Below are 18729 nucleotides of genomic sequence, written 5' to 3'. Positions count from 1 at the left end.
TCATCGGGCCAGGCTAGTCATTGCCCGGGTGGCAGGAACAGCCCGACCAGCTCGACGTGCTGGGTCATCGGGAACAGGTCGAAGCCGCGCAGCGCGGCCAGCCGCCAACCGGCCCCGGTGAAGGTGCGCACGTCCCGGGCGAAGGCGGCCGGGTCGCAGGCCACGTACGCGACCGCGCGCGGGCCGGCGGCGACGATGTCCCGCACCACCGGGGCGCCCGCGCCGGAGCGCGGCGGGTCGAGCACCACGAGGTCGACCGGGCCGGTGACCCGGCGGCGGGCCAGCGCGGTCTCCACCCGGGCGGCGACCACCTCGACCCGGGGCAGGTCGGCCAGGTTGGCCCGGGCCGCGTCCACCCCGTCCTGGCTCGACTCGACCAGGGTGACCCGGGCGTCGCCGACCCGGCCCGTGAGGGCCGCGGCGAACAGCCCGGCGCCGCCGTAGAGGTCCCAGGCGGTCTCGCCGGGGTGCGGTTCGAGCAGGTCGAGGACCGCCCCGACCAGGGTGTCCGCGGCGGCCGGGTGCACCTGCCAGAAGCCGGACGCGGGCAGCGTCCAGTCCCGGCCGGCGGCCACCTCGCGGACCTCGGCCGGGCCGCTGACCGGGGTGGGGACCCCCTCGGCGAAGGCGACCACGCTGACGTCGCCGCCGGTGGAGGCGACCGTCTCGACGGCGTCGGCGTCCGGCCAGCGGGCACCGCTCGGGGTCAGCACGGGCAGGTCCTGGATGGCCGGGTGGGCGATCAGGCAGCGGTCGATCGGCACGACCTCGTGCGAGCGGTGCTTGAGCAGGCCGGCCCGGCCGGCGGCGTCGACCGCGTAGCGGACCCGGGAGCGCCAGCCCAGCGGCCCGCCGGGCAGCGCCTCGACCCGAACGCCGAGCGCGTCGATCTGGTCGTCGGTGAGCCCGCCCAGCCGGGTGAGCTGCTCGCACACCACGGTGTTCTTCCAGTCGAGCTGGGCGGCCGGGGTGACGTGCTGGAGGTCGCAGCCGCCACACCGGCCCGGCTTCGCGTACGGGCAGGGTGGCTCGACCCGGTCCGCCGACGCGGTCAGGATCTCCACGGCGTCGGCGCGGGCGAAGCCCCGGTGCAGCTCGGTCACCTCGGCCACCACCCGCTCGCCGGGCAGCGCGTGGCGGACGAAGACCACCTGGCCGTCGACCCGGGCCACGCAGTGCCCGCCGGGGGCGACCGCGTCCACGGTCAGCTCGACCCGCTGCGCCTCCTCCAGCCCGGTCCGGGCGGGCGCGGTCACGGGCGCTCCCCCGAACCGCTCTCGCCGGGCGGCGCGGAGACCACCGGCGGGACGGTGGGCGGCAGGGTGCTGCGCGGGGCCACCCGGGGCCCGCGTGCCGGGCCACGGGTGAGCGTGGCGTCCAGCCGGTCCAGGTTCTTGCTGGCGGTCGAGGCGAGCTGCCAGGGCACGCTGGTGACCATCACGCCCGGCTCGAACAGCAGCCGCCCCTTGAGCCGCAGCGCGCTCTGGTTGTGCAGCAGGTTCTCCCACCAGCGGCCCACCACGTACTCGGGAATGAAGACCGTGACCACGTCGCGGGGCGACTCCCGGCGGGTGGAGGCGACGAAGTTGAGGATCGGCCGGGTGATCTCCCGGTACGGGGAGTCGATCACCGTCAGCGGCACCGGCAGTTCCCGCCGCTCCCAGTCGGCCTGGAGGTCCCGGGTGTCCTTGTCGTCGACGTTGACGGTCACGGCCGTGAGCGTGTCCGGCCGGGTCGCCCGGGCGTACGCGATGGCCCGCAACGTGGGCTGGTGCAGCTTGCTGACCAGCACGATCGCGTGGTTGCGGGCGGGCAGCACGGCCCGCTGCTCGGTCGGCTCCAGCTCCGCGGCGATCCGGTCGTAGTGCCGGCGGATGGCCAGCATGAGCAGGTAGATCACCGCCATCGCGGCGATCGCGATCCAGGCGCCGAGCAGGAACTTGGTGACCAGCACGATGATCAGCACCACGCCGGTCATCACCATGCCGAACGCGTTGATCGCCCGGGAGCGGACCATCCGGGCGCGCGCCTCCGGGTCCCGCTCGGTGCGCAGGTGCCGGTTCCAGTGCCGGATCATGCCGGCCTGGGAGAGCGTGAACGAGACGAACACCCCGACGATGTAGAGCTGGATGAGCCGCGTGACCTCGGCCTGGAAGCCGATGATCAGCACCACCGCGAAGACGGCCAGGAAGAGGATGCCGTTGGAGAACGCCAGCCGGTCACCCCGGGTGTGCAGCTGGCGGGGCAGGTAGCGGTCCTGGGCCAGGATCGAGCCGAGCACCGGGAAGCCGTTGAACGCGGTGTTCGCGGCCAGGAACAGGATCAGCGCGGTCATCCCGGCCACCACGTAGAGCAGCACCGAGCCGTCGCCGAAGACGGTCTGGCCGAGCTGGGTGGTGACGGTCTTCTGCACGTACCCGTCGGGCCCGGAGACGATCTGCGCCGGGTCCTCGACGAACTGGAGGCCGGTCAGCTTGGCCAGCCAGATGATGCCGACCAGCATGCTGACCGCGATGGTGCCGAGCAGCAGCAGGGTGGTCGCCGCGTTCTTCGACTTCGGGGTCTTGAACGCGGGTACGCCGTTGGAGATCGCCTCCACGCCGGTGAGCGCCGCGCAGCCGGAGGAGAAGGTGCGCAGCAGCAGGAAGATCAACGCGAAGCCGGTCACGCTGTGCTCGGCGTGGATCTCCAGCCCGGCGCTCGGCGCCCGCAGGTCGTCGCCGAGGATGAAGATCCGGACCAGCCCGGTCAGCAGCATGCCGCCGATGACGATCACGAACCCGTAGGTGGGGATGGCGAACGCGGTACCCGACTCGCGCAGGCCGCGCAGGTTGATCGCCGTCAGCAGCACCACCGCCGTGACCGCGATGAGCACCTTGTGGGTGGCCACGAACGGCACCACCGAGCCGAGGTTCGCCACGCCCGAGGAGACCGACACCGCGACGGTGAGCACGTAGTCGACCAGCAGCGCGCTGGCCACCGCGAGCCCGGCCCGGGGCCCGAGATTGACCGTGGCCACCTCGTAGTCGCCGCCACCCGAGGGGTAGGCGTGCACGTTCTGCCGGTAGCTGGCCACCACGGTCAGCATCACCACGACGACCGCGAGCGCGATCCACGGCGAGAAGAAGAAGGCCGACGCGCCCGCGATGGAGAGCGTCAGCAGGATCTCGTCCGGAGCGTAGGCGACGCTGGAGAGCGCGTCGGAGGCGAAGACCGGCAGCGCGATGCGCTTCGGCAGGAGGGTGTGCTGGAGACGGTCGGACCGGAACGGTCGACCGAGGAGGAGTCGCTTCAGCAGCGAGGTGGGTCTGGCCACAACCGCAAAGAGTACGACCACCTCGCGCCGGGCGGTGGGGGTGGCCGATCGCCCGGTGCGCGCCCGCGCGGTACGGTTCGATCCCCCGCCGGCAGCGGGGACGTGGCAGGCTCGCAGACGACGGGCCAGCGGGCGGCACCGTGGGAGGAGCGGACACCGTGCATGTCGTGATCATGGGCTGCGGCCGGGTCGGGTCGACCCTGGCCCACAGCCTGGAGTCCCGGGGGCACTCGGTGGCGGTGATCGACCAGGACGCGGACGCGTTCCGCCGTCTCGGGCCGGACTTCGCCGGCATTACGGTCACCGGCGCCGGCTTCGACGGCGAGGTGCTGCGCCAGGCCGGCATCGAGCGCGCCGACGCCTTCGCCGCGGTCTCCAGCGGCGACAACTCCAACATCATCTCGGCCCGGCTGGCCCGCGAGACCTTCGGCGTGTCCCGGGTGGCCGCCCGGATCTACGACCAGCGCCGTGCCCAGGTCTACGAGCGCCTGGGCATCCCCACCGTGGCCACGGTGCGGTGGACGGCCGAACGGATGCTGCGCCACCTGGTCCCCGAGGGCAACGTGGAGATCTTCCGCGACCCGACCAGCACCGTCTCGATCATCGAGGTGCCGGTGCACAAGGACTGGATCGGCCGGTCGCTGCGGCACCTCGAGGAGGCCACCGGCGCCCGGGTGGCCTACCTGATCCGGTTCGGGATCGGCACCCTGCCGACCGCCTCCACCGTGGTGCAGGAGGGCGACCAGGTCTTCATGCTGGTGACCGACGACATCGCCGCCTCGGTCACCTCGATGGCGGCGGCGCCGCCCGAAGGGGGGCAGTGAGCCATGCGCATCGCCATCGCCGGCGCGGGCAACGTGGGCCGGTCGATCGCCCAGGAGCTGATCGACAACGGCCACCAGGTGATGCTGATCGAGCGGCAGCCCAAGATGCTCCGGCCCGACCGGGTGCCGGCCGCCGACTGGGTGCTCGCCGACGCCTGCGAGCTGGCCAGCCTGGAGGAGGCCAACCTGGCCGGCTGCGAGGTGGTCGTCGCGGCCACCGGTGACGACAAGGTCAACCTCGTGGTGTCGCTGCTGGCCAAGACCGAGTTCGCGGTGCCCCGGGTGGTGGCCCGGGTCAACCGGGCGGAGAACGAGTGGCTCTTCACCGAGCAGTGGGGCGTGGACGTCGCGGTGAGCAAGCCGCGGGTCATGGCCGCGCTGGTCGAGGAGGCGGTCACCGTCGGCGACCTGGTCCGGCTGATGACCTTCCGGCAGGGCGAGGCGAACCTCGTCGAGATCACCCTGCCGCCCACCGCGCCCTACGTCGGGCAGCCGATCCACGCGGTGCCGCTGCCCCGGGACGCCGCGCTGGTGGCGATCCTGCGCGGCAAGCGGGTGCTGGTGCCCAGCCCGGACGACCCGATCGAGGCCGGCGACGAGCTGGTCTTCGTGTGCACGGCGGCAGTGGAGGACGAGGTCCGGGCGGTGATCCTCGGCCCGGACAGCGTCGGGCGCACCCGCGAGCGGTCCTGACCGGGCGGCACCGGGGGCTCAGGCCCCCGGCAGCGGCGTCGGCGCGGTCTCCCGGGTGACCCGGCGCACCACCCAGACGGTGATCAGCAGCAGCAGCGCGTACGGCGGGTAGCCCAGGGCGAGCCGGGCCACGCCCAGCGCGGTGTCCTGGTGGGCCAGGTAGAGCCCGGCCTGCACGCCGACCTTGGCCAGCCACACCACGCCCCAGAGCACGGTGAGCTGGGTGAAGGTGCGCACCAGCCTCGGGTCGTCCCGCCACTCGGAGCGGCCCTTGGCCACCAGCACCGACCAGATCCAGCCGACCAGCGGCTGCTTGATGGCCGCCGAGAGCAGCAGGGCCAGGCCGTAGCCGATGCCGTAGAGGATGCCGGGGAGGTAGAAGTCGCGCTCGTTGCCGGTGCGCCAGGCGATGGCCGCGCCGATGGCGATGCCGACCAGGCCGTTGACCGCGTGCCGCACCGGCCGGCGCTGGGCCAGCCGCAGCCCGGCGATCAGCAGCGCCACCGCCACCGAGGCGATCACGGCGGGACGCAGGTCGCCCACCACGTTGGCGATCACGAAGACCACCACGGGGATGCTCGACTCGACCAGGCCCCGCCAGCCGCCGAGCTGGTCGGCCATCTGCTCGGCCATGCTGGGCAGCCGCTCGTCCTCCGGCCCGAGTTCCGGCTGGGTGTGCTGTCCGGTCGTCACTTCGGCGACTCCAGCTCGTAGTACGGGTTGTAGATCACCTTGCGGTCGTCCCGTAGGGCCACCCGGCCGCGGGCGGTAAGGTGCCGGCCCGGCTCGATGCCGGCGATGTGCCGCCGGCCCAGCCAGACCAGGGTGACCACGTCGCTGCCGTCGTAGAGGTCGGCCTCCAGCGTGGGCAGGTTGGTCCGGGGCGTGTAGACCACGGTGCGCAGCCGCCCGGCGACCGAGACCACCTGGCCGCGCATGCACTGGCGGGCCGGCATGCCCCCGGACTCGGCGCTCTCCCGTTGCAGCTCCTGCGCCTCGATTTCGGCTTCGCTCGCGGTGAGGCGTTTCAGGAGTCGCCGCAGCGACACCCGGCTCTCGTCGGTCGTCATGACCTCCGCGTCACCCTCTCCACGCCGGCCGGCTCCCGCCGGCTCTGGGTAGGCCCCGGATTGCCGGAACCGTCCCGCCAGCGTACGCCGATCCGGCCCGGCGGCGGGACCGGCGTCGGAGTGCGTACGCCCCCCGGGGCCGGGCACGGATCCGCCCGCTGCGGCCAGGCCCGGACACGCGACGGGCCCGGCGGCGTCGATGTCACGCCGACTCCGACCGGGCCCGGATCGCGGTGCTCAGGCCTCGCGCTGCTGCGGCGCGCCCTCCTGCTCGGCCTGCTCGGCCATCTCGCGGGGCAGCCGCAGCGGCAGCGGCTCGCGGACCGGCTTGGCCTCCTGGCCGCGGTCGACGACCAGGCCGTCGAGGCAGGCCGCGAGGGGGCCGGCGGCGACCGGGTTGGTGGCGGCCTCGCCCTGGTAGACCCCGCGCACCATCCAGCGCGGCCCGTCGATGCCGACGAAGCGCAGGTCGGTGATGCCGTCCGGGGTGCGGACGCGGGCGCGCAGCTCGGTGCCGTACTCCCCCTCGACCTCCTGGGCCGCGGCGCCGTCGTTGAACAGCGACTGCCGGATCTCCTCGCGCACCTCGTCCCAGATGCCGTCGGAGCGGGGCGCGGCGAAGACGCCGAGCTGGAGGGCGTTCTGGCCGTGCACCAGCACCACCTGCTGGATCACGCCCTGCGGGTCGGCCTGCACCCGCACCTCGACCTCCGGCACCGCCGGGATCTGCAGGCTGCCCAGGTCGAGCCGGGGCGCGTCGGGCGCCTCGGTGACGTCGTACGGGCCGCGAGCCGGCGGCTGCGGGGTCTCCTCGGTGTCGAGGACCCCGGCGTCCCGCTCGTCACGCGCGTGCCGCGCGCCCTCGGCCCGCTTACGGGAGAAGATCACTGCGCCCACCCTCCGCTGTTCGCACTCACCCTGCCACCTCTTCCGTGTGCCCGCCCGCCGGAGCCGGGACCAGCCCGGCGTGCCCGCCGGTGGAGCCGTGCCCGCCGGTCCCGCGCCGGGACACGGGCAGCTCGACGACCGGCTGGAACTCGGCCCGGGCGACCCGCTGGACCACGAGCTGCGCGATCCGGTCGCCGCGGCTGATCTTCGCCGGCGTCTCCCGATCATGATTGATCAGGTTGACCAGGATCTCACCCCGGTAGCCGGCGTCGACCGTACCGGGCGCGTTGAGCACCGTCACGCCGAGCCTGGCCGCCAGCCCCGATCGGGGGTGCACCAGGCCGACGTACCCCTCCGGCAGCGCGACGGCGACACCGGTCGGCACCAGGGCCCGCCCGCCGGGCGGCAGCTCCACGTCCGCGGCGGCCACCAGGTCCGCGCCGGCATCGCCGGGATGGGCGTACGCCGGCAGCGGCAGCTCCGGGTCGAGCTGCCGTACGGGCACGGGTACGACGTCTGTCACGGTCATCCTCTTCCGTCCGGTCCTTGCGGGGGTGACCCTGCCATCCTGCCGGTTCGCCGGCCGCCCGCGCGCCGTACCCTCGGAGTGTGCGTCAGTCGTCATCCTCGACCGCCCCCGTGGCCGCCCCGCCCGCGTACGCGGAGCGCCTCGGGCTGCCCTGGTGGGCCTGGCCGACCGGCCTCGCCCTCGCCGGGCTGCTCGCCGCCGAGCTGTGGATGGGCGCGACCGGCGTCCGGGCCTGGCTGCCGTTCGTGCTGCTGCTCCCCGCAGCGGCGGCCACGCTCTGGTGGCTGGGCCGGATCCGCGTCACCGTCCACGCCGGCGAGCTGCGGGTCGACGACGCCCACCTCCCGGTGCGCTTCGTCGCCGACGCGGTGCCGCTGGACGCGGCGGGCCGGCGTGAGGTGCTCGGCGTCGGCTCCGATCCGCTCGCCTTCGTGGTGCAGCGCCCCTGGGTCGGCGGCGCCGTGCAGGTGGTGCTCGACGATCCCGACGACCCCACCCCGTTCTGGGTGGTCAGCACCCGGCACCCGGTCGAGCTGGCCACGGCCCTGCTGGCCGCCCGCGACGCCGGCTGACCGGCGCCGGTCCCCGGCCGGGCGGTTCCTGACTCAGGAGGGCTTGCCGGGCAGCGCGCGGGCCTGGTGGCGGAGGTCCTTGCGGAGCTGGTCGCCGAGGGTGCGGGTGGCCCGCCGGTTGAGGTAGCCGGCCACGGCGGCGCCGGTCAGGAACGGGCCGAGCGTGGTGAGGTTGCGGCCGAAGCGGCGCAGCAGGCTGTCGCGCAGTTCGCGGCGGGCGGCGGTGCCCAGCACCGCGCTGACCCCCACGCCCGGCATCATCGGGTTGACCCCGCGCTGGGTGGCCCAGGACTGCACCAGCGACACGGCCCGCTGCGCGCCCCCGGCGGGCAGCGGCACCCGGTGCACCTCGTGCAGCTCGCCGATCAGCTTCAGCTCGATCGCCACCACCGCGACCGTCTCGGCGGCCAGCAGCACCGGGGCGGAGAGCAGGGTCGGGGTGACCGCCCACTCGACCGCGGCAACCCCGCCGCCGGCCGCGCCGACGCCGGCGGTGGCCCGGGCCGCGTTGCGGATCAGCCGGTCGGCGAGGGCGTCGTCGTCGAGGCCGGGGAAGTGCTTCCGGAGCGTGGCCCGGTCGCGGATCGGCACGCGCGGGGCGATCTCGGCGACGGTGTCGGCCATCCAGCGGATGGCGGCCTTCGGCTTGTACAGGTCGGTGATGCCGCGGGCGCGGGCCTGGCCGACCAGGCGGGTGAGCAACTGCCGGCGGCGGGCCACGGGCAGGTCGTCCGCGGTCAGCGCGGCGACGGTCGCGCCGAGCTGGTCGGCGTCCGCGCCGGGCCGCTCGGCGTCCGTGGTGGGCGGCGCCGGCTCGGCGGGGGCGTCCGCGGGTGGCGTCCTCTCGGTCGACCGGTCGGCGCTGCCCCCGTCGGCGTCCGGCCCGTCGGCACGCTCGCTGCGCTCGCTCACCCGTCCGCCCTCCTGCTCCGCGCGGCGTGGCAGCCGCCGGTACGAGTCAAGCAGCTTCCCGCCACCGGCGCACGGCGGCTCGATAAGCGGCGGCCCCGTCGAGGAGGCCGCCGCCGGTGTCTCGGGTCGGAGTCAGACGCACTCGCGGCAGATCAGCTCGCCGTTGCGCTCGACCGCCAGCTGGCTGCGGTGGTGGACCAGGAAGCAGCGGGCGCATCGGAACTCGTCCTGCTGCATCGGTAGCACCTTGACCGTGAGCTCCTCGTCGGCCAGGTCGGCGCCGGGCAGCTCGAAGCTCTCGGCCACCTCGGCCTCGTCGACGTCCACGGCGCCCGACTGTGTGTCGACGCGCCGGGCCTTGAGCTCTTCCAGGCTGTCCTCGCCGAGGTCGACCTCGTCGCGACGCGGGGCGTCGTAGTCGGTGGCCATCGGTTTCACTCTCCCATATCGATATGGTCGCTTCCGGTTGTAACGCCGGACGACGCTGTTTCGGTTCCGCTGGCCGGCCACCAAATGTGTCGGTCACCCGACCCGACCATCGGAGCCGGGCCGCCAGGAGGGAACTTCCCCCAGCGAGCGCGGAACCTTACCCCCCCTTGGGCGAGGCATGTATACCGCCCCCGTGGCAGAGATGTACGCCCCGGCGCCCGAAGTTGTTCCCGATGTGACTCAGGCGACACGAAGATAGGGGTAGTAGTACCCGTTCCCCCGGTGGCGCGCCGGCATGTCGGACTGTTTCCACGCGACGGCCGGACAAGCGTTAACCTCAGCGGCGTACTCGACGGCCGGCGGGGCGGACCGACCGCCGGCGGCCGCCGCCACCCAAATACCGTCCGGGGAGCGCCCAGAATGAGTTTTGCGCGAGTGCGGGCACTCGTTGTCGTCGGACTGCTGGCGGTCACCGCCCTGGTCTTCGTCGTCGTCGCGCTGGTCCGCGACACCCAGGGCACGGCCAGCAGCGCTGAGAACTGCCCGCAGGGCTGGCCGATCGCCGACCTGCGCCTGCGCGAGCAGAAGGACGTCAAGATCAACGTCTACAACGGCACCGACGAGGTCGGCCTGGCCGGCAGCGTCGCGGACGACTTCCGCAACCGCAAGTTCCAGGTCAAGAAGGAGGGCAACGCGAAGCCCGTGGACGAGGTCGCGGTGCTGCGCTACGGCCCCAAGGGCGTCGGCTCCGCGCACCTGCTGCGGGCCTACTTCCTCAACAACGCCAAGCTCGAACCGGACCTGAAGCGCAAGGACGACACGGTCGACGTGGTCCTCGGCAACGGCTTCCAGCAGTTGGCCACCACCACGGAGGTCAACCAGTCCCTCGGCGACCTCGGCTCGCCGGAGGCGCCGGCCGGCACCTGCCCGGGCCCGGTCAAGTAGCGCTCGGCTCCGGAAAGAGTGGCCTCCCCCGCCGGGGCGGCCACTCTTTCCGTTTGTCGGGCCGTTTGTCGGGCCGGGCGGATCGGTCACGGGCCGCCGGAGGCGTCCAGGGCGGCGAGCCGGGTATGCAGCGGCTCGTGCAGCGCGGGCGGCGCGGCGAGCACCAGGTCCGGCCCGGGCGGCCGGCCGGACAGCCCGGTCACCAGCAGCCCGGCCTCGCGGGCGACCAGCCCGCCCGCGGCGAGGTCCCAGGCGGCCAGCCCCTTCTCGTAGTAGGCGTCCACCCGGCCCTCGGCGGCCAGGCAGAGGTCGAGCGCGGCGGCGCCCATCCGGCGGATGTCGCGCACCTGCGGGATCAGTTCGGCGACCACCCGGGCCTGGTGCGCCCGGCGCCCGGCGTCGTAGCCGAACCCGGTGGCGACCAGCGCCTGCCCGAGGTCGGTCTCGGCGGAGCAGCGCAGCCGCTGCCCGTCCCGCCAGGCGCCGCCGCCCGCGGTGGCCGTCCACTCCTCCCCGGTGGCCACGTTGCGCACCACCCCGGCGACCACCTCGCCGGCCACCTCGGCGGCCAGGGAGACCGCGCAGTACGGCAGCCCGTAGAGATAGTTGACCGTGCCGTCGATGGGGTCGACGATCCAGCGCACCCCGCCCTCGGCGGCCGGGCCGGTCTCTCCCGCGCCGTACTCCTCGCCGAGCACCGCGTCGCCGGGGCGCAGCGTCCGCAGCGCGGCCAGCACCTGCCGCTCCACCGCCCGGTCGGCGGCAGTGACCACGTCGGTGACGGTGCTCTTGGTCGCGGCGACCGAGACCCCCTCGGCCCGCATCCGGTGCGCGGTGGCGGCGGCCTCCCGGGCCACCTCGACGGCGATCTTGAGCAATTCCTGCGGCGTGGGTGCCGAGGCGGTCATGTTCGTCCCCTTCCGGCACGATCCGGACCGGCCGGTTCGTGCGCGGGTATCATCCTTACAAAGTCCACAACTGCGTCTAATCGGCGGTCCGTACGGCCGGTCCACCGTGCGGCGCAGGATGATCGCCGCAGACGGCGTTACAATTCACCCTGCCCCACGCGCCACGGACCGCCAGCGACCGGTCGGCCCGGGACACGGGGGTCCCTCAACGACATCGCCCGGCACGGCGTCCCGTGCTGCGCCGGACGACCCGGCCGTGCTCGCTCTTCGCCTCCGGAAGGTCATTCGTGACAGAACCACGCCAGACCGGCGCCGACGTTCGCTCGCTCACCGACACCCTGATCGCCCACGCGCAGAGCGCCGGCGGTCAGCTCACGTCGGCCCAGCTCGCGCGCACCGTCGAGTCCGCTGAGGTGACCCCGGCCCAGGCCAAGAAGATCCTCCGTGCGCTCTCCGAGGCGGGCGTGACGGTGGTCGTGGACGGCTCGGCGAGCACCCGCCGCCGGGTCGCCGCCGCCCGGTCCGCCCCCCCGGCCTCCCGGGCCCCCACCGCCAAGACCACGAAGAAGGCCGCCGCGCCCGCCCCGAAGCAGGCGCCGGCCGCCGAGGAGGCCCCGGCCCCCGCCCCGCGGAAGGCGACCGCGCGCAAGGTCGCCGGCACCACCGCCGAGGTGGCCGCCACGGCCGCCGCCCCGGCGAAGGCCACCAAGACGACCCGGGCCACCAAGGCCACCGTGGCCGCCAAGAACGCCGCCGCGAAGCCGGCCAAGGACGCGGCGAAGGGCGAGGGCGCCGAGGGCGAGATCGACCCGGAGGAGCTCGCCGCCGAGATCGAGGACGTGGTGGTCGAGGAGCCGGCCGAGCTGACCCAGGCCGCCGAGGCCGACGCGGCCAGCTCCGCCACCGACAACGACTTCGAGTGGGACGACGAGGAGTCCGAGGCGCTCAAGCAGGCGCGCCGGGACGCCGAGCTGACCGCCTCCGCCGACTCCGTCCGGGCCTACCTGAAGCAGATCGGCAAGGTGCCGCTGCTCAACGCCGAGCAGGAGGTCGAACTCGCCAAGCGGATCGAGGCCGGCCTCTACGCCGCCGAGCGGCTGCGCGCCGCCGACGAGGGCGAGGAGAAGCTCACCCGCGACATGCAGCGCGACCTGATGTGGATCTCCCGGGACGGCGAGCGGGCCAAGAACCACCTGCTGGAGGCGAACCTCCGGCTGGTCGTCTCGCTGGCCAAGCGCTACACCGGCCGTGGCATGGCCTTCCTCGACCTCATCCAGGAAGGCAACCTCGGCCTGATCCGCGCGGTCGAGAAGTTCGACTACACCAAGGGCTACAAGTTCTCCACCTACGCCACCTGGTGGATCCGCCAGGCCATCACCCGCGCCATGGCCGACCAGGCCCGCACCATCCGCATCCCGGTGCACATGGTCGAGGTGATCAACAAGCTGGGTCGGATCCAGCGCGAGCTGCTCCAGGACCTGGGCCGCGAGCCCACCCCGGAGGAGCTGGCGAAGGAGATGGACATCACACCGGAGAAGGTGCTGGAGATCCAGCAGTACGCCCGGGAGCCCATCTCGCTCGACCAGACCATCGGTGACGAGGGTGACAGCCAGCTCGGCGACTTCATCGAGGACTCCGAGGCGGTCGTCGCGGTCGACGCGGTGTCGTTCTCGCTCCTGCAGGACCAGCTCCAGCAGGTCCTCCAGACGCTGTCCGAGCGCGAGGCGGGCGTGGTACGCCTGCGCTTCGGCCTCACCGACGGCCAGCCGCGCACCCTGGACGAGATCGGCCAGGTGTACGGCGTGACCCGGGAGCGCATCCGGCAGATCGAATCCAAGACCATGTCCAAGTTGCGGCACCCCTCGCGTTCGCAGGTGCTCCGCGACTACCTGGACTGACCGCCACGCGTCAACCGGCCGTGTCGGTTTGATCACCAGCCGTAGAACACTCTCCGGTGACCTGACGGTTGCCCGTTTGTGATCGTTGACGTGGCACCCTTGGTGCACGGCACACTGTCTTCCACGCCAGGTGTGACCTCCGTCCCCGACGGGCACACAGGGAAGGCAGGGCCCGAGAAGGGTGTTGCACGATAGGTGAGCAACCGAAGAGAGTGTTCATCGGTGACGACCAGAGGAGGAAGGCGATGACCCCGACCCTCACGCCGCCGCCCGAGACGGTGAGCCCCCCGGCCGCCGATGAACGGTGCGACCGCTGCAATGCTGCAGGCAAGCTCCGGATCACTCTGGCGGGTGGGAGCGAGCTGGTGTTCTGTGGGCACCACGCGAACAAGTACGCGGAGGATCTCGTGAAGATCACCGTGCGGTTCGCGTCGGACCCGGAGTTCAGCTGGCGTGGCGCCGATCTGATGGCGAACTGAGTACGAGGAATCCGCAACTCGACATAAGCCGGCCGGAGGTCCCCAGGGACCTCCGGCCGGCTTTTCGCACACCCACCCCAGCCGTCGAGCCGGGGGGCAGACCGGTCAGAGGGTCTGGACGGTGGCGATGCGCTCTTCGAGTTGCTCGATGGTGGCCTGGGCGCTGGGCGGGCCGCCGCAGAGTCGGCGCAACTCGGCGTGGATTTTGCCGTGCGGCTGGCCGGTCCGGTGGTGGCGGGCCGCCACGAGGGCGTTCAGCTGCCGCCGGAGGGCCACCCGGCGCTGGGCGGCACTCATCGGGGCCGGGGGCGCCGTCTGGGCCGCAGCGGCCGGCTCAGCGGTCCGCTGGGTGGCCCGGCGCCGCTGCGCGGCGAGCTGCTCGGCCTGCCGCTTGGTGAGCAGCATCGAGACCTGGTCGGCGGTGAGCAGCCCGGGCAGGCCGAGATATTCCTCCTCCTCCGGGGTGCCCGCCTGGGCGGCCGTGCCGAACGACGCCCCGTCGAAGATCACCTGGTCCAGCTCCGCGGTGGCGGACAGCGCCGCGAACCGCTTCTCCAGCTCGCCGCTGGCCTGGTCGTCCCGCTGGGCGCGCTCCAACAGGTCGTCGTCGAGCCCGTCGGAGTCCTTCGGCTTGCCGAGCACGTGGTCCCGCTCGGCCTCCATCTCGCTGGCCAGCCCCAGCAGGTGCGGCACGCTGGGCAGGAAGACCGAGGCGGTCTCGCCGGGCCGGCGGGCCCGGACGAACCGGCCGATCGCCTGGGCGAAGTAGAGCGGGGTGCTGGCGCTGGTCGCGTAGACGCCGACGGCCAGCCGGGGGATGTCGACGCCCTCGGACACCATCCGGACCGCGACCAGCCAGCGCTGCTCGGAGGCCGCGAACGTCGCGATCCGCGCGGACGCGCCCTGGTCGTCGGAGAGCACCACGGCGGCCTTCTCACCGGTCACCTGCTCCAGCAGCTTGGCGTACGAGCGGGCCACCTGCTGGTCGCTGGCGATCACCAGGCCGCCGGCGTCGGGCATGCCGTTGTTGCGCAGCACGGTCAGCCGGGCGTCGGCGGCCCGCAGCACCTGCGGCATCCAGTCGCCGGCCGGGTCCAGCGCGGTCCGCCAGGCCTGCGCGACGAGGTCCTGGGTCATCGGCTCGCCCAGCCGGGCGGCCAGTTCCTCGCCCGCGTTGGTGCGCCACCGGGTCTCCCCCGAGTACGCCAGGAAGAGCACCGGACGGACCACGCCCTCGCGCAGCGCGTCGGAGTAGCCGTAGACCGAGTCGGCGCGGGAGCGGAGCAGCCCGTCCCCGCCCCGCTCGTAGCTGACGAACGGAATCGGGTTGTCGTCGGAGCGGAACGGCGTACCGGTGAGCATCAGCCGGCGTACCGCGGGCTCGAAGGCCGCCTTGACGCCGTCGCCCCAGGTCCGCGAGTCGCCGGCGTGGTGGATCTCGTCGAGGATGACCAGGGTGCGCCGGGTCATGGTGCGCCGCCGGTGCACCTGCGGCGCCATGCCGACCTGGGCGTACGTGACGACGGCGCCGTGGAAGTCGGCCGCGGAGTGCAGGTCGGCGTTGCGGAAGGCGGCGTCGAGCTGGATGCCGACCCGGGCGGCGGACTCCGCCCACTGGGTCTTCAGGTGCTCGGTCGGGGCGACCACGGTGACCGCCTCGACGGTGCCGTCGTTCAGCAGTTCGGCGGCGATCCGGAGGGCGAAGGTGGTCTTACCGGCACCGGGCGTGGCGACCGCCGTGAAGTCCTCGGTGCGGCGGCGCAGGTACTCCACCATCGCCTTGCGTTGCCAGGCACGCAGGGGTGGGAACGAGTCGAGCGCCGGCAACCGCGGTGCCACGCGTAGCTCCTCTCCGCTCGCAGGCGGCGACGGGCCCCGCCCGGCCGAGGGCCACGGGTACCGCCGCCCATGAAAACGCCCTCGCGCATGGGTGCCGCGAAGGCCGACTCAGCATAACCAGCGGGGGCGTTGCGCCCCACTCGACGCCACGCTGGTCACATCCGCCCACCCCGCCGCGACATGGCTCAGACCTGCGGTCCCCGGGCGCCGGTGCGCGGCGGCCGCGGCGCCGGCACCGGGGCGGACCAGCGCCGCCGCAGCGACACCAGGCGCAGCCCGAAGACGAAGACGGCCGCGGCGGTCAGCGGCCCCGCGGTCGCCACGCCGTACGTCGACAGCAGCGCCACCGCGATCGACCCGGCGAGCGCGGCCACGGCGTAGATCTCCCGGCGCAGCACCACGGGGATCTCGCCGGTGAGCAGGTCACGGCCCAGGCCGCCGCCGATCGCGGTGAGCATGCCGATCATGCAGGCGCCGACGGCCGGCACGTGGGCGTCGAGGGCCTTGAGCGTGCCGGTGACGGTAAACAGGGCGAGGCCGGCCGCGTCGAGCACCAGCACGGTGGTGCGCAGCCGGGCGAACTGGGGATGCAGCCAGAAGATGGCGGCGGCGGTGACCGCCGCGGTGACCGCGTACCGCCAGTCGGCGAAGGCCAGTGGCGGCACCTCGTCGATGACCAGGTCGCGGAAGATCCCGCCGCCGAGGGCGGCGACGACGCCGACGAAGACCACCCCGAAGAGGTCGAGCCGTTTGGCCACCGCCGCGGAGGCGCCGGAGGCGGCGAAGACCGCCACGCCGGTGAGGTCGGCGAGGAGCAGAGGGGTGGAGGTGGTCACCGCCGCAGGTTACGTGGGCGGCCGGCGAGGCCGCCCGGGATCACGCGGCGTACGAGTCGTAGATCTCCTTGCACTTGGGGCAGACCGGGGAGCCCGGCTTGGCCGCCTTGGTCACCGGAAAGGTCTCGCCGCAGAGGGCCACCACGAAGGTGCCCATGACGGCGCTCTCCGCGATCTTCTCCTTGCGGACGTAGTGGAACATCTCCGGGCCGGTGTCGGCGTCCTTCAGCTCGGGACGCTCGAGAACCTCTGTACTCACGTCTACACCTCCAACGGTCCAGTTTTGCAGGTCGATCCGGCCCGGTCCACCTGGGCCCGCGCCGGAGGCGGCCCGTACCGTAGCCGAAGTGACCAACTTTCACATCAGTCTCGGCACCGAGGTGGCCGACGCCCTGCGCGACGGGCGTCCGGTCGTCGCCCTGGAGAGCACCATCGTCTCGCACGGCCTGCCCCGACCGGACAATCTTCGCGTCGCGCGGGACATCGAGCAGGCGGTTCGGGACGCCGGGGCTGTCCCGGCCACCATCGGCATGGTCGCCGGTGAGCTGATCGTGGGGCTCGACGACGCCCAGCTCACCCGGCTCGCCACGGTCGACGGGGTGAGCAAACTCTCGGTGCGCGACCTGGCCGTGGCGGCGGCGACCGGCGCGGACGGCGCCACCACGGTGGCGGCGACCAGCGCGGTGGCCGCGGCCGCCGGGATCGGCGTCTTCGCCACCGGCGGGCTCGGCGGGGTGCACCGGGAGGCCGCGCAGACCTTCGACGAATCCGCCGACCTGGTCACCCTGGCCCGGACCCCGATCGCGGTGGTCTGCGCCGGGGTGAAGTCGATCCTCGACGTGGGCGCCACCCTGGAGCGGCTGGAGACCCTCGGGGTGAGCGTGGTCGGCTACCGCACCCGCCGCTTCCCCGGCTTCTACCTCACCGACGCCGGCTTCGACCTGGACTGGTCGGTGGAGTCGCCCGAGCAGGCCGCCGACGTGCTGGCCGCCCGCCGGGAGCAGGGCGTGCACCACGGCGGGTTGATCGTGGCGAACCCGCTGCCGGTGGACGAGCAGCTCGACCCGGCGCTGCACGACCGCACCCTCGCCACCGGCCTGGCCCTGCTGGCCCGCGACGGGGTGACCGGCAAGGCGGTGACCCCGTTCCTGCTGGCCCACTTCCACTCGGCCACCGAGGGCGCCAGCCTGGCGGTGAACGTCCGGATCATCCTGCGCAACGCCGACCTGGCGGCACGGATCGCGGTCGCCTCGGCGGCCCGCCGCACCGCCCCCTCGGCATGAGCCCCGCGCCCCGCATCATCGTCGTCGGCGACGTGATCACCGACGTGCTCGCGGTGCTCTCCGGTCCCCTGGCCACCGGCTCGGACACCGCGGCCGGGATCCGGTTCAGCGGCGGCGGCCAGGCGGCCAACACCGCGGCCTGGCTGGCCGGCCAGGGAGCAGCCGTCACCCTGGTCGCCGCCGTCGGCGACGACGAGACGGGCCGCGAGCGGGTCGCCGAACTGGACCGGGTCGGGGTGACCTGCGCGGTGGAGCGCCACGAGGGCTATCCGACGGGCACGGTCATCGTGCTCACCCACGACGGGGAGCGCACCATGGTCAGCCAGCGGGGGGCGAACCTGCGGCTGACCGCCGGGCACGTCGACCGGAGCGTCGCGGCGGCGCCCGACGCCGGGCATCTGCACCTGTCCGCGTACACCCTGCTGGACGTCGGGTCGCGCGGCGCGGGCCTGCGCGCGCTGGCCGCGGCCCGCGAGCGTGGGCTGACCACGAGCGTCGACGCGGCCTCCGCGGCCCCGCTGCGGCGGGTCGGCACGGCATTCCTGACCTGGGTACGCGACGTCGACCTGCTGCTGGTCAACACGGACGAGGCGACGGTGCTGGCCGGCGGGCTGGACCCGGCGGCGCAGGCCCGGGCGCTGACCTCGGTGGCCCGGCGGGTGGTGGTGAAGCGGGGTGCGGCCGGCGCGGTCTGGGTGGACCGGACCGGACTGGTCGAGACGGCCCCGGCGCCCGGGGTGGCCGTGGTGGACGTGACCGGGGCGGGCGACGCCTTCGCCGCCGGCCTGCTCACCGCCTGGCTGGCCGACGCGGACCCGCGCGCGGCACTGGCCCGGGCCGGCGACCTCGGCGCCCTGGCGGTCACGACCGTCGGCGCCCGTCCCCAGCCCTGACGGTGGTCGGTCCGGGCGGCTGCCGCCCGGACCGGTCAGGGTTCGGCGTCGATGACCTTGTGCGGGGGCTCCTCCGCGGAGAGCGCCATCGGCGGGGTCTCGTCGCGGTGCCGGGGCTGGAACTTCCCGGCCAGCCGGTGCTGTTCCTTGGGCGGGCGGTCGTTGGCCAGCAGCACGGCCAGCCACGGGATGAGTACCATCCCGAGACCGCAGAGCGGTAGCCAGAGCCAGAGCAGTGGGGCCTTGACCACGACCAGCACCGCACCGATCACCAGGCACGCGACCCGGATTCCCATCATCAGCACGTAGCGCTTCTGCCGGCTGGTGAGCTGGTCGTCCTGGCTGCGCGAGGCGTCGGTGATCAGGATCGGCTGATACGCCTGACGCTTCACCACGGACCTCCTCGAGGGATTAC

General features: G+C 73.6%; 21 protein-coding genes. 8 read left to right on the top strand and 13 right to left on the bottom strand.

Annotated elements, in window-relative coordinates:
• Positions 1-17 precede the first annotated feature (17 nt).
• Together B0E53_RS04740 and B0E53_RS04735 are read right to left on the bottom strand one after the other, a co-directional pair.
• Positions 18-1256: a class I SAM-dependent RNA methyltransferase gene (locus B0E53_RS04740; RefSeq protein WP_107074847.1), complete on the bottom strand. Its 1239-nt coding sequence runs from the start codon at positions 1254-1256 to the stop codon at positions 18-20.
• Positions 1253-3316, bottom strand: coding sequence for an APC family permease (locus B0E53_RS04735; protein WP_107074846.1), 2064 nt, complete (start codon positions 3314-3316; stop codon positions 1253-1255). The genes B0E53_RS04740 and B0E53_RS04735 overlap by 4 nt, the downstream gene beginning before the upstream one ends.
• 158 nt (positions 3317-3474) lie before the next feature.
• Here B0E53_RS04735 and B0E53_RS04730 point away from each other — a divergent pair, with 158 nt between their 5' ends.
• The gene (locus B0E53_RS04730) at positions 3475-4140 is read left to right on the top strand and encodes a TrkA family potassium uptake protein (protein ID WP_107074845.1); all 666 of its coding nucleotides are present in this window, start codon (positions 3475-3477) and stop codon (positions 4138-4140) included.
• A 3-nt stretch (positions 4141-4143) separates the two neighbouring features.
• Complete coding sequence (locus B0E53_RS04725) at positions 4144-4833, top strand: TrkA family potassium uptake protein (RefSeq protein ID WP_107074844.1); 690 nt, start codon at positions 4144-4146, stop codon at positions 4831-4833.
• 18 nt (positions 4834-4851) lie between these two features.
• Here the strand turns inward: B0E53_RS04725 and B0E53_RS04720 are convergent, their stop codons facing one another.
• The 4 genes from B0E53_RS04720 to dut all read right to left on the bottom strand — a co-directional run bounded on the left by B0E53_RS04720 (position 4852) and on the right by dut (position 7314).
• Positions 4852-5466 carry a DUF3159 domain-containing protein gene (locus B0E53_RS04720; protein WP_246835238.1) on the bottom strand — a complete coding sequence of 205 codons (615 nt, stop codon included), beginning with the start codon at positions 5464-5466 and terminating at the stop codon, positions 4852-4854.
• A 56-nt stretch (positions 5467-5522) separates the two neighbouring features.
• Positions 5523-5903 carry an OB-fold nucleic acid binding domain-containing protein gene (locus B0E53_RS04715; RefSeq protein WP_107074842.1) on the bottom strand — a complete coding sequence of 127 codons (381 nt, stop codon included), beginning with the start codon at positions 5901-5903 and terminating at the stop codon, positions 5523-5525.
• Positions 5904-6140: 237 nt separating this feature from the next.
• Positions 6141-6791, bottom strand: coding sequence for a DUF3710 domain-containing protein (locus B0E53_RS04710; RefSeq protein ID WP_107074841.1), 651 nt, complete (start codon positions 6789-6791; stop codon positions 6141-6143).
• A gap of 25 nt (positions 6792-6816) precedes the next feature.
• Positions 6817-7314 carry a dUTP diphosphatase gene (gene dut / locus B0E53_RS04705; RefSeq protein ID WP_210405922.1) on the bottom strand — a complete coding sequence of 166 codons (498 nt, stop codon included), beginning with the start codon at positions 7312-7314 and terminating at the stop codon, positions 6817-6819.
• An 86-nt stretch (positions 7315-7400) separates the two neighbouring features.
• Between dut and B0E53_RS04700 the strand changes: the two genes are divergently transcribed.
• Positions 7401-7892, top strand: coding sequence for a DUF3093 domain-containing protein (locus B0E53_RS04700; RefSeq protein ID WP_107074839.1), 492 nt, complete (start codon positions 7401-7403; stop codon positions 7890-7892).
• Between the two features lie 33 nt (positions 7893-7925).
• Here the strand turns inward: B0E53_RS04700 and B0E53_RS04695 are convergent, their stop codons facing one another.
• Positions 7926-8804, bottom strand: a complete 879-nt coding sequence (locus B0E53_RS04695) for a hypothetical protein (RefSeq protein WP_107074838.1) — start codon at positions 8802-8804, stop codon at positions 7926-7928.
• Between the two features lie 132 nt (positions 8805-8936).
• Positions 8937-9233, bottom strand: coding sequence for a DUF4193 domain-containing protein (locus B0E53_RS04690; protein WP_091269374.1), 297 nt, complete (start codon positions 9231-9233; stop codon positions 8937-8939).
• Positions 9234-9668: 435 nt separating this feature from the next.
• Here B0E53_RS04690 and B0E53_RS04685 point away from each other — a divergent pair, with 435 nt between their 5' ends.
• On the top strand, positions 9669-10178 hold the full coding sequence (locus B0E53_RS04685; protein WP_210405923.1) for a LytR C-terminal domain-containing protein: 510 nt from the start codon (positions 9669-9671) through the stop codon (positions 10176-10178).
• 86 nt (positions 10179-10264) lie between these two features.
• On the opposite strand, the gene B0E53_RS04680 is transcribed toward B0E53_RS04685, so the two are convergent.
• Positions 10265-11086 (bottom strand): inositol monophosphatase family protein, encoded by an 822-nt coding sequence (locus tag B0E53_RS04680; RefSeq protein WP_107074836.1) that lies wholly within the window; start codon positions 11084-11086, stop codon positions 10265-10267.
• Between the two features lie 287 nt (positions 11087-11373).
• Between B0E53_RS04680 and B0E53_RS04675 the strand changes: the two genes are divergently transcribed.
• Positions 11374-12984: an RNA polymerase sigma factor gene (locus B0E53_RS04675; RefSeq protein ID WP_107074835.1), complete on the top strand. Its 1611-nt coding sequence runs from the start codon at positions 11374-11376 to the stop codon at positions 12982-12984.
• Positions 12985-13229: 245 nt separating this feature from the next.
• Complete coding sequence (locus B0E53_RS04670) at positions 13230-13463, top strand: hypothetical protein (RefSeq protein ID WP_107074857.1); 234 nt, start codon at positions 13230-13232, stop codon at positions 13461-13463.
• Between the two features lie 105 nt (positions 13464-13568).
• On the opposite strand, the gene B0E53_RS04665 is transcribed toward B0E53_RS04670, so the two are convergent.
• From B0E53_RS04665 to B0E53_RS04655, 3 genes are all read right to left on the bottom strand, one after another.
• Positions 13569-15302: a DEAD/DEAH box helicase gene (locus tag B0E53_RS04665; RefSeq protein WP_107074834.1), complete on the bottom strand. Its 1734-nt coding sequence runs from the start codon at positions 15300-15302 to the stop codon at positions 13569-13571.
• A gap of 185 nt (positions 15303-15487) precedes the next feature.
• Positions 15488-16138, bottom strand: coding sequence for a TRIC cation channel family protein (locus B0E53_RS04660; RefSeq protein ID WP_107074833.1), 651 nt, complete (start codon positions 16136-16138; stop codon positions 15488-15490).
• 40 nt (positions 16139-16178) lie between these two features.
• Positions 16179-16397, bottom strand: coding sequence for a DUF3039 domain-containing protein (locus B0E53_RS04655; protein ID WP_107074832.1), 219 nt, complete (start codon positions 16395-16397; stop codon positions 16179-16181).
• Positions 16398-16485: 88 nt separating this feature from the next.
• On the opposite strand from B0E53_RS04655, the gene B0E53_RS04650 reads away from it, so the two are divergent.
• Both B0E53_RS04650 and B0E53_RS04645 read left to right on the top strand, forming a co-directional pair.
• On the top strand, positions 16486-17421 hold the full coding sequence (locus tag B0E53_RS04650; RefSeq protein ID WP_107074831.1) for a pseudouridine-5'-phosphate glycosidase: 936 nt from the start codon (positions 16486-16488) through the stop codon (positions 17419-17421).
• Positions 17418-18314 (top strand): PfkB family carbohydrate kinase, encoded by an 897-nt coding sequence (locus B0E53_RS04645; RefSeq protein WP_107074830.1) that lies wholly within the window; start codon positions 17418-17420, stop codon positions 18312-18314. The genes B0E53_RS04650 and B0E53_RS04645 overlap by 4 nt, the downstream gene beginning before the upstream one ends.
• Positions 18315-18349: 35 nt before the next feature.
• Here B0E53_RS04645 and B0E53_RS04640 read toward each other — a convergent pair whose 3' ends face one another.
• The gene (locus B0E53_RS04640; RefSeq protein WP_107074829.1) at positions 18350-18706 is read right to left on the bottom strand and encodes a DUF3099 domain-containing protein; all 357 of its coding nucleotides are present in this window, start codon (positions 18704-18706) and stop codon (positions 18350-18352) included.
• Positions 18707-18729 lie beyond the last annotated feature (23 nt).

Source organism: Micromonospora sp. MH33 (assembly GCF_003013775.1).
Lineage (GTDB): Bacteria > Actinomycetota > Actinomycetes > Mycobacteriales > Micromonosporaceae > Micromonospora > Micromonospora fulviviridis.
The sequence above is the reverse complement of the archived record's forward strand: the minus strand, read 5'-3'. Positions and strand labels throughout refer to the sequence as shown.

Bases quoted from the DNA above. Each gene is read 5' to 3' on its own strand.
- B0E53_RS04725 (WP_107074844.1), top strand. From the start codon at position 4,144: ATGCGCATCGCCATCGCCGGCGCGGGCAACGTGGGCCGGTCGATCGCC.
- B0E53_RS04720 (WP_246835238.1), bottom strand. From the start codon at position 5,466: ATGGCCGAGCAGATGGCCGACCAGCTCGGCGGCTGGCGGGGCCTGGTC.
- B0E53_RS04715 (WP_107074842.1), bottom strand. From the start codon at position 5,903: ATGACGACCGACGAGAGCCGGGTGTCGCTGCGGCGACTCCTGAAACGC.
- B0E53_RS04690 (WP_091269374.1), bottom strand. From the start codon at position 9,233: ATGGCCACCGACTACGACGCCCCGCGTCGCGACGAGGTCGACCTCGGC.
- B0E53_RS04680 (WP_107074836.1), bottom strand. From the start codon at position 11,086: ATGACCGCCTCGGCACCCACGCCGCAGGAATTGCTCAAGATCGCCGTC.
- B0E53_RS04670 (WP_107074857.1), top strand. From the start codon at position 13,230: ATGACCCCGACCCTCACGCCGCCGCCCGAGACGGTGAGCCCCCCGGCC.
- B0E53_RS04645 (WP_107074830.1), top strand. From the start codon at position 17,418: ATGAGCCCCGCGCCCCGCATCATCGTCGTCGGCGACGTGATCACCGAC.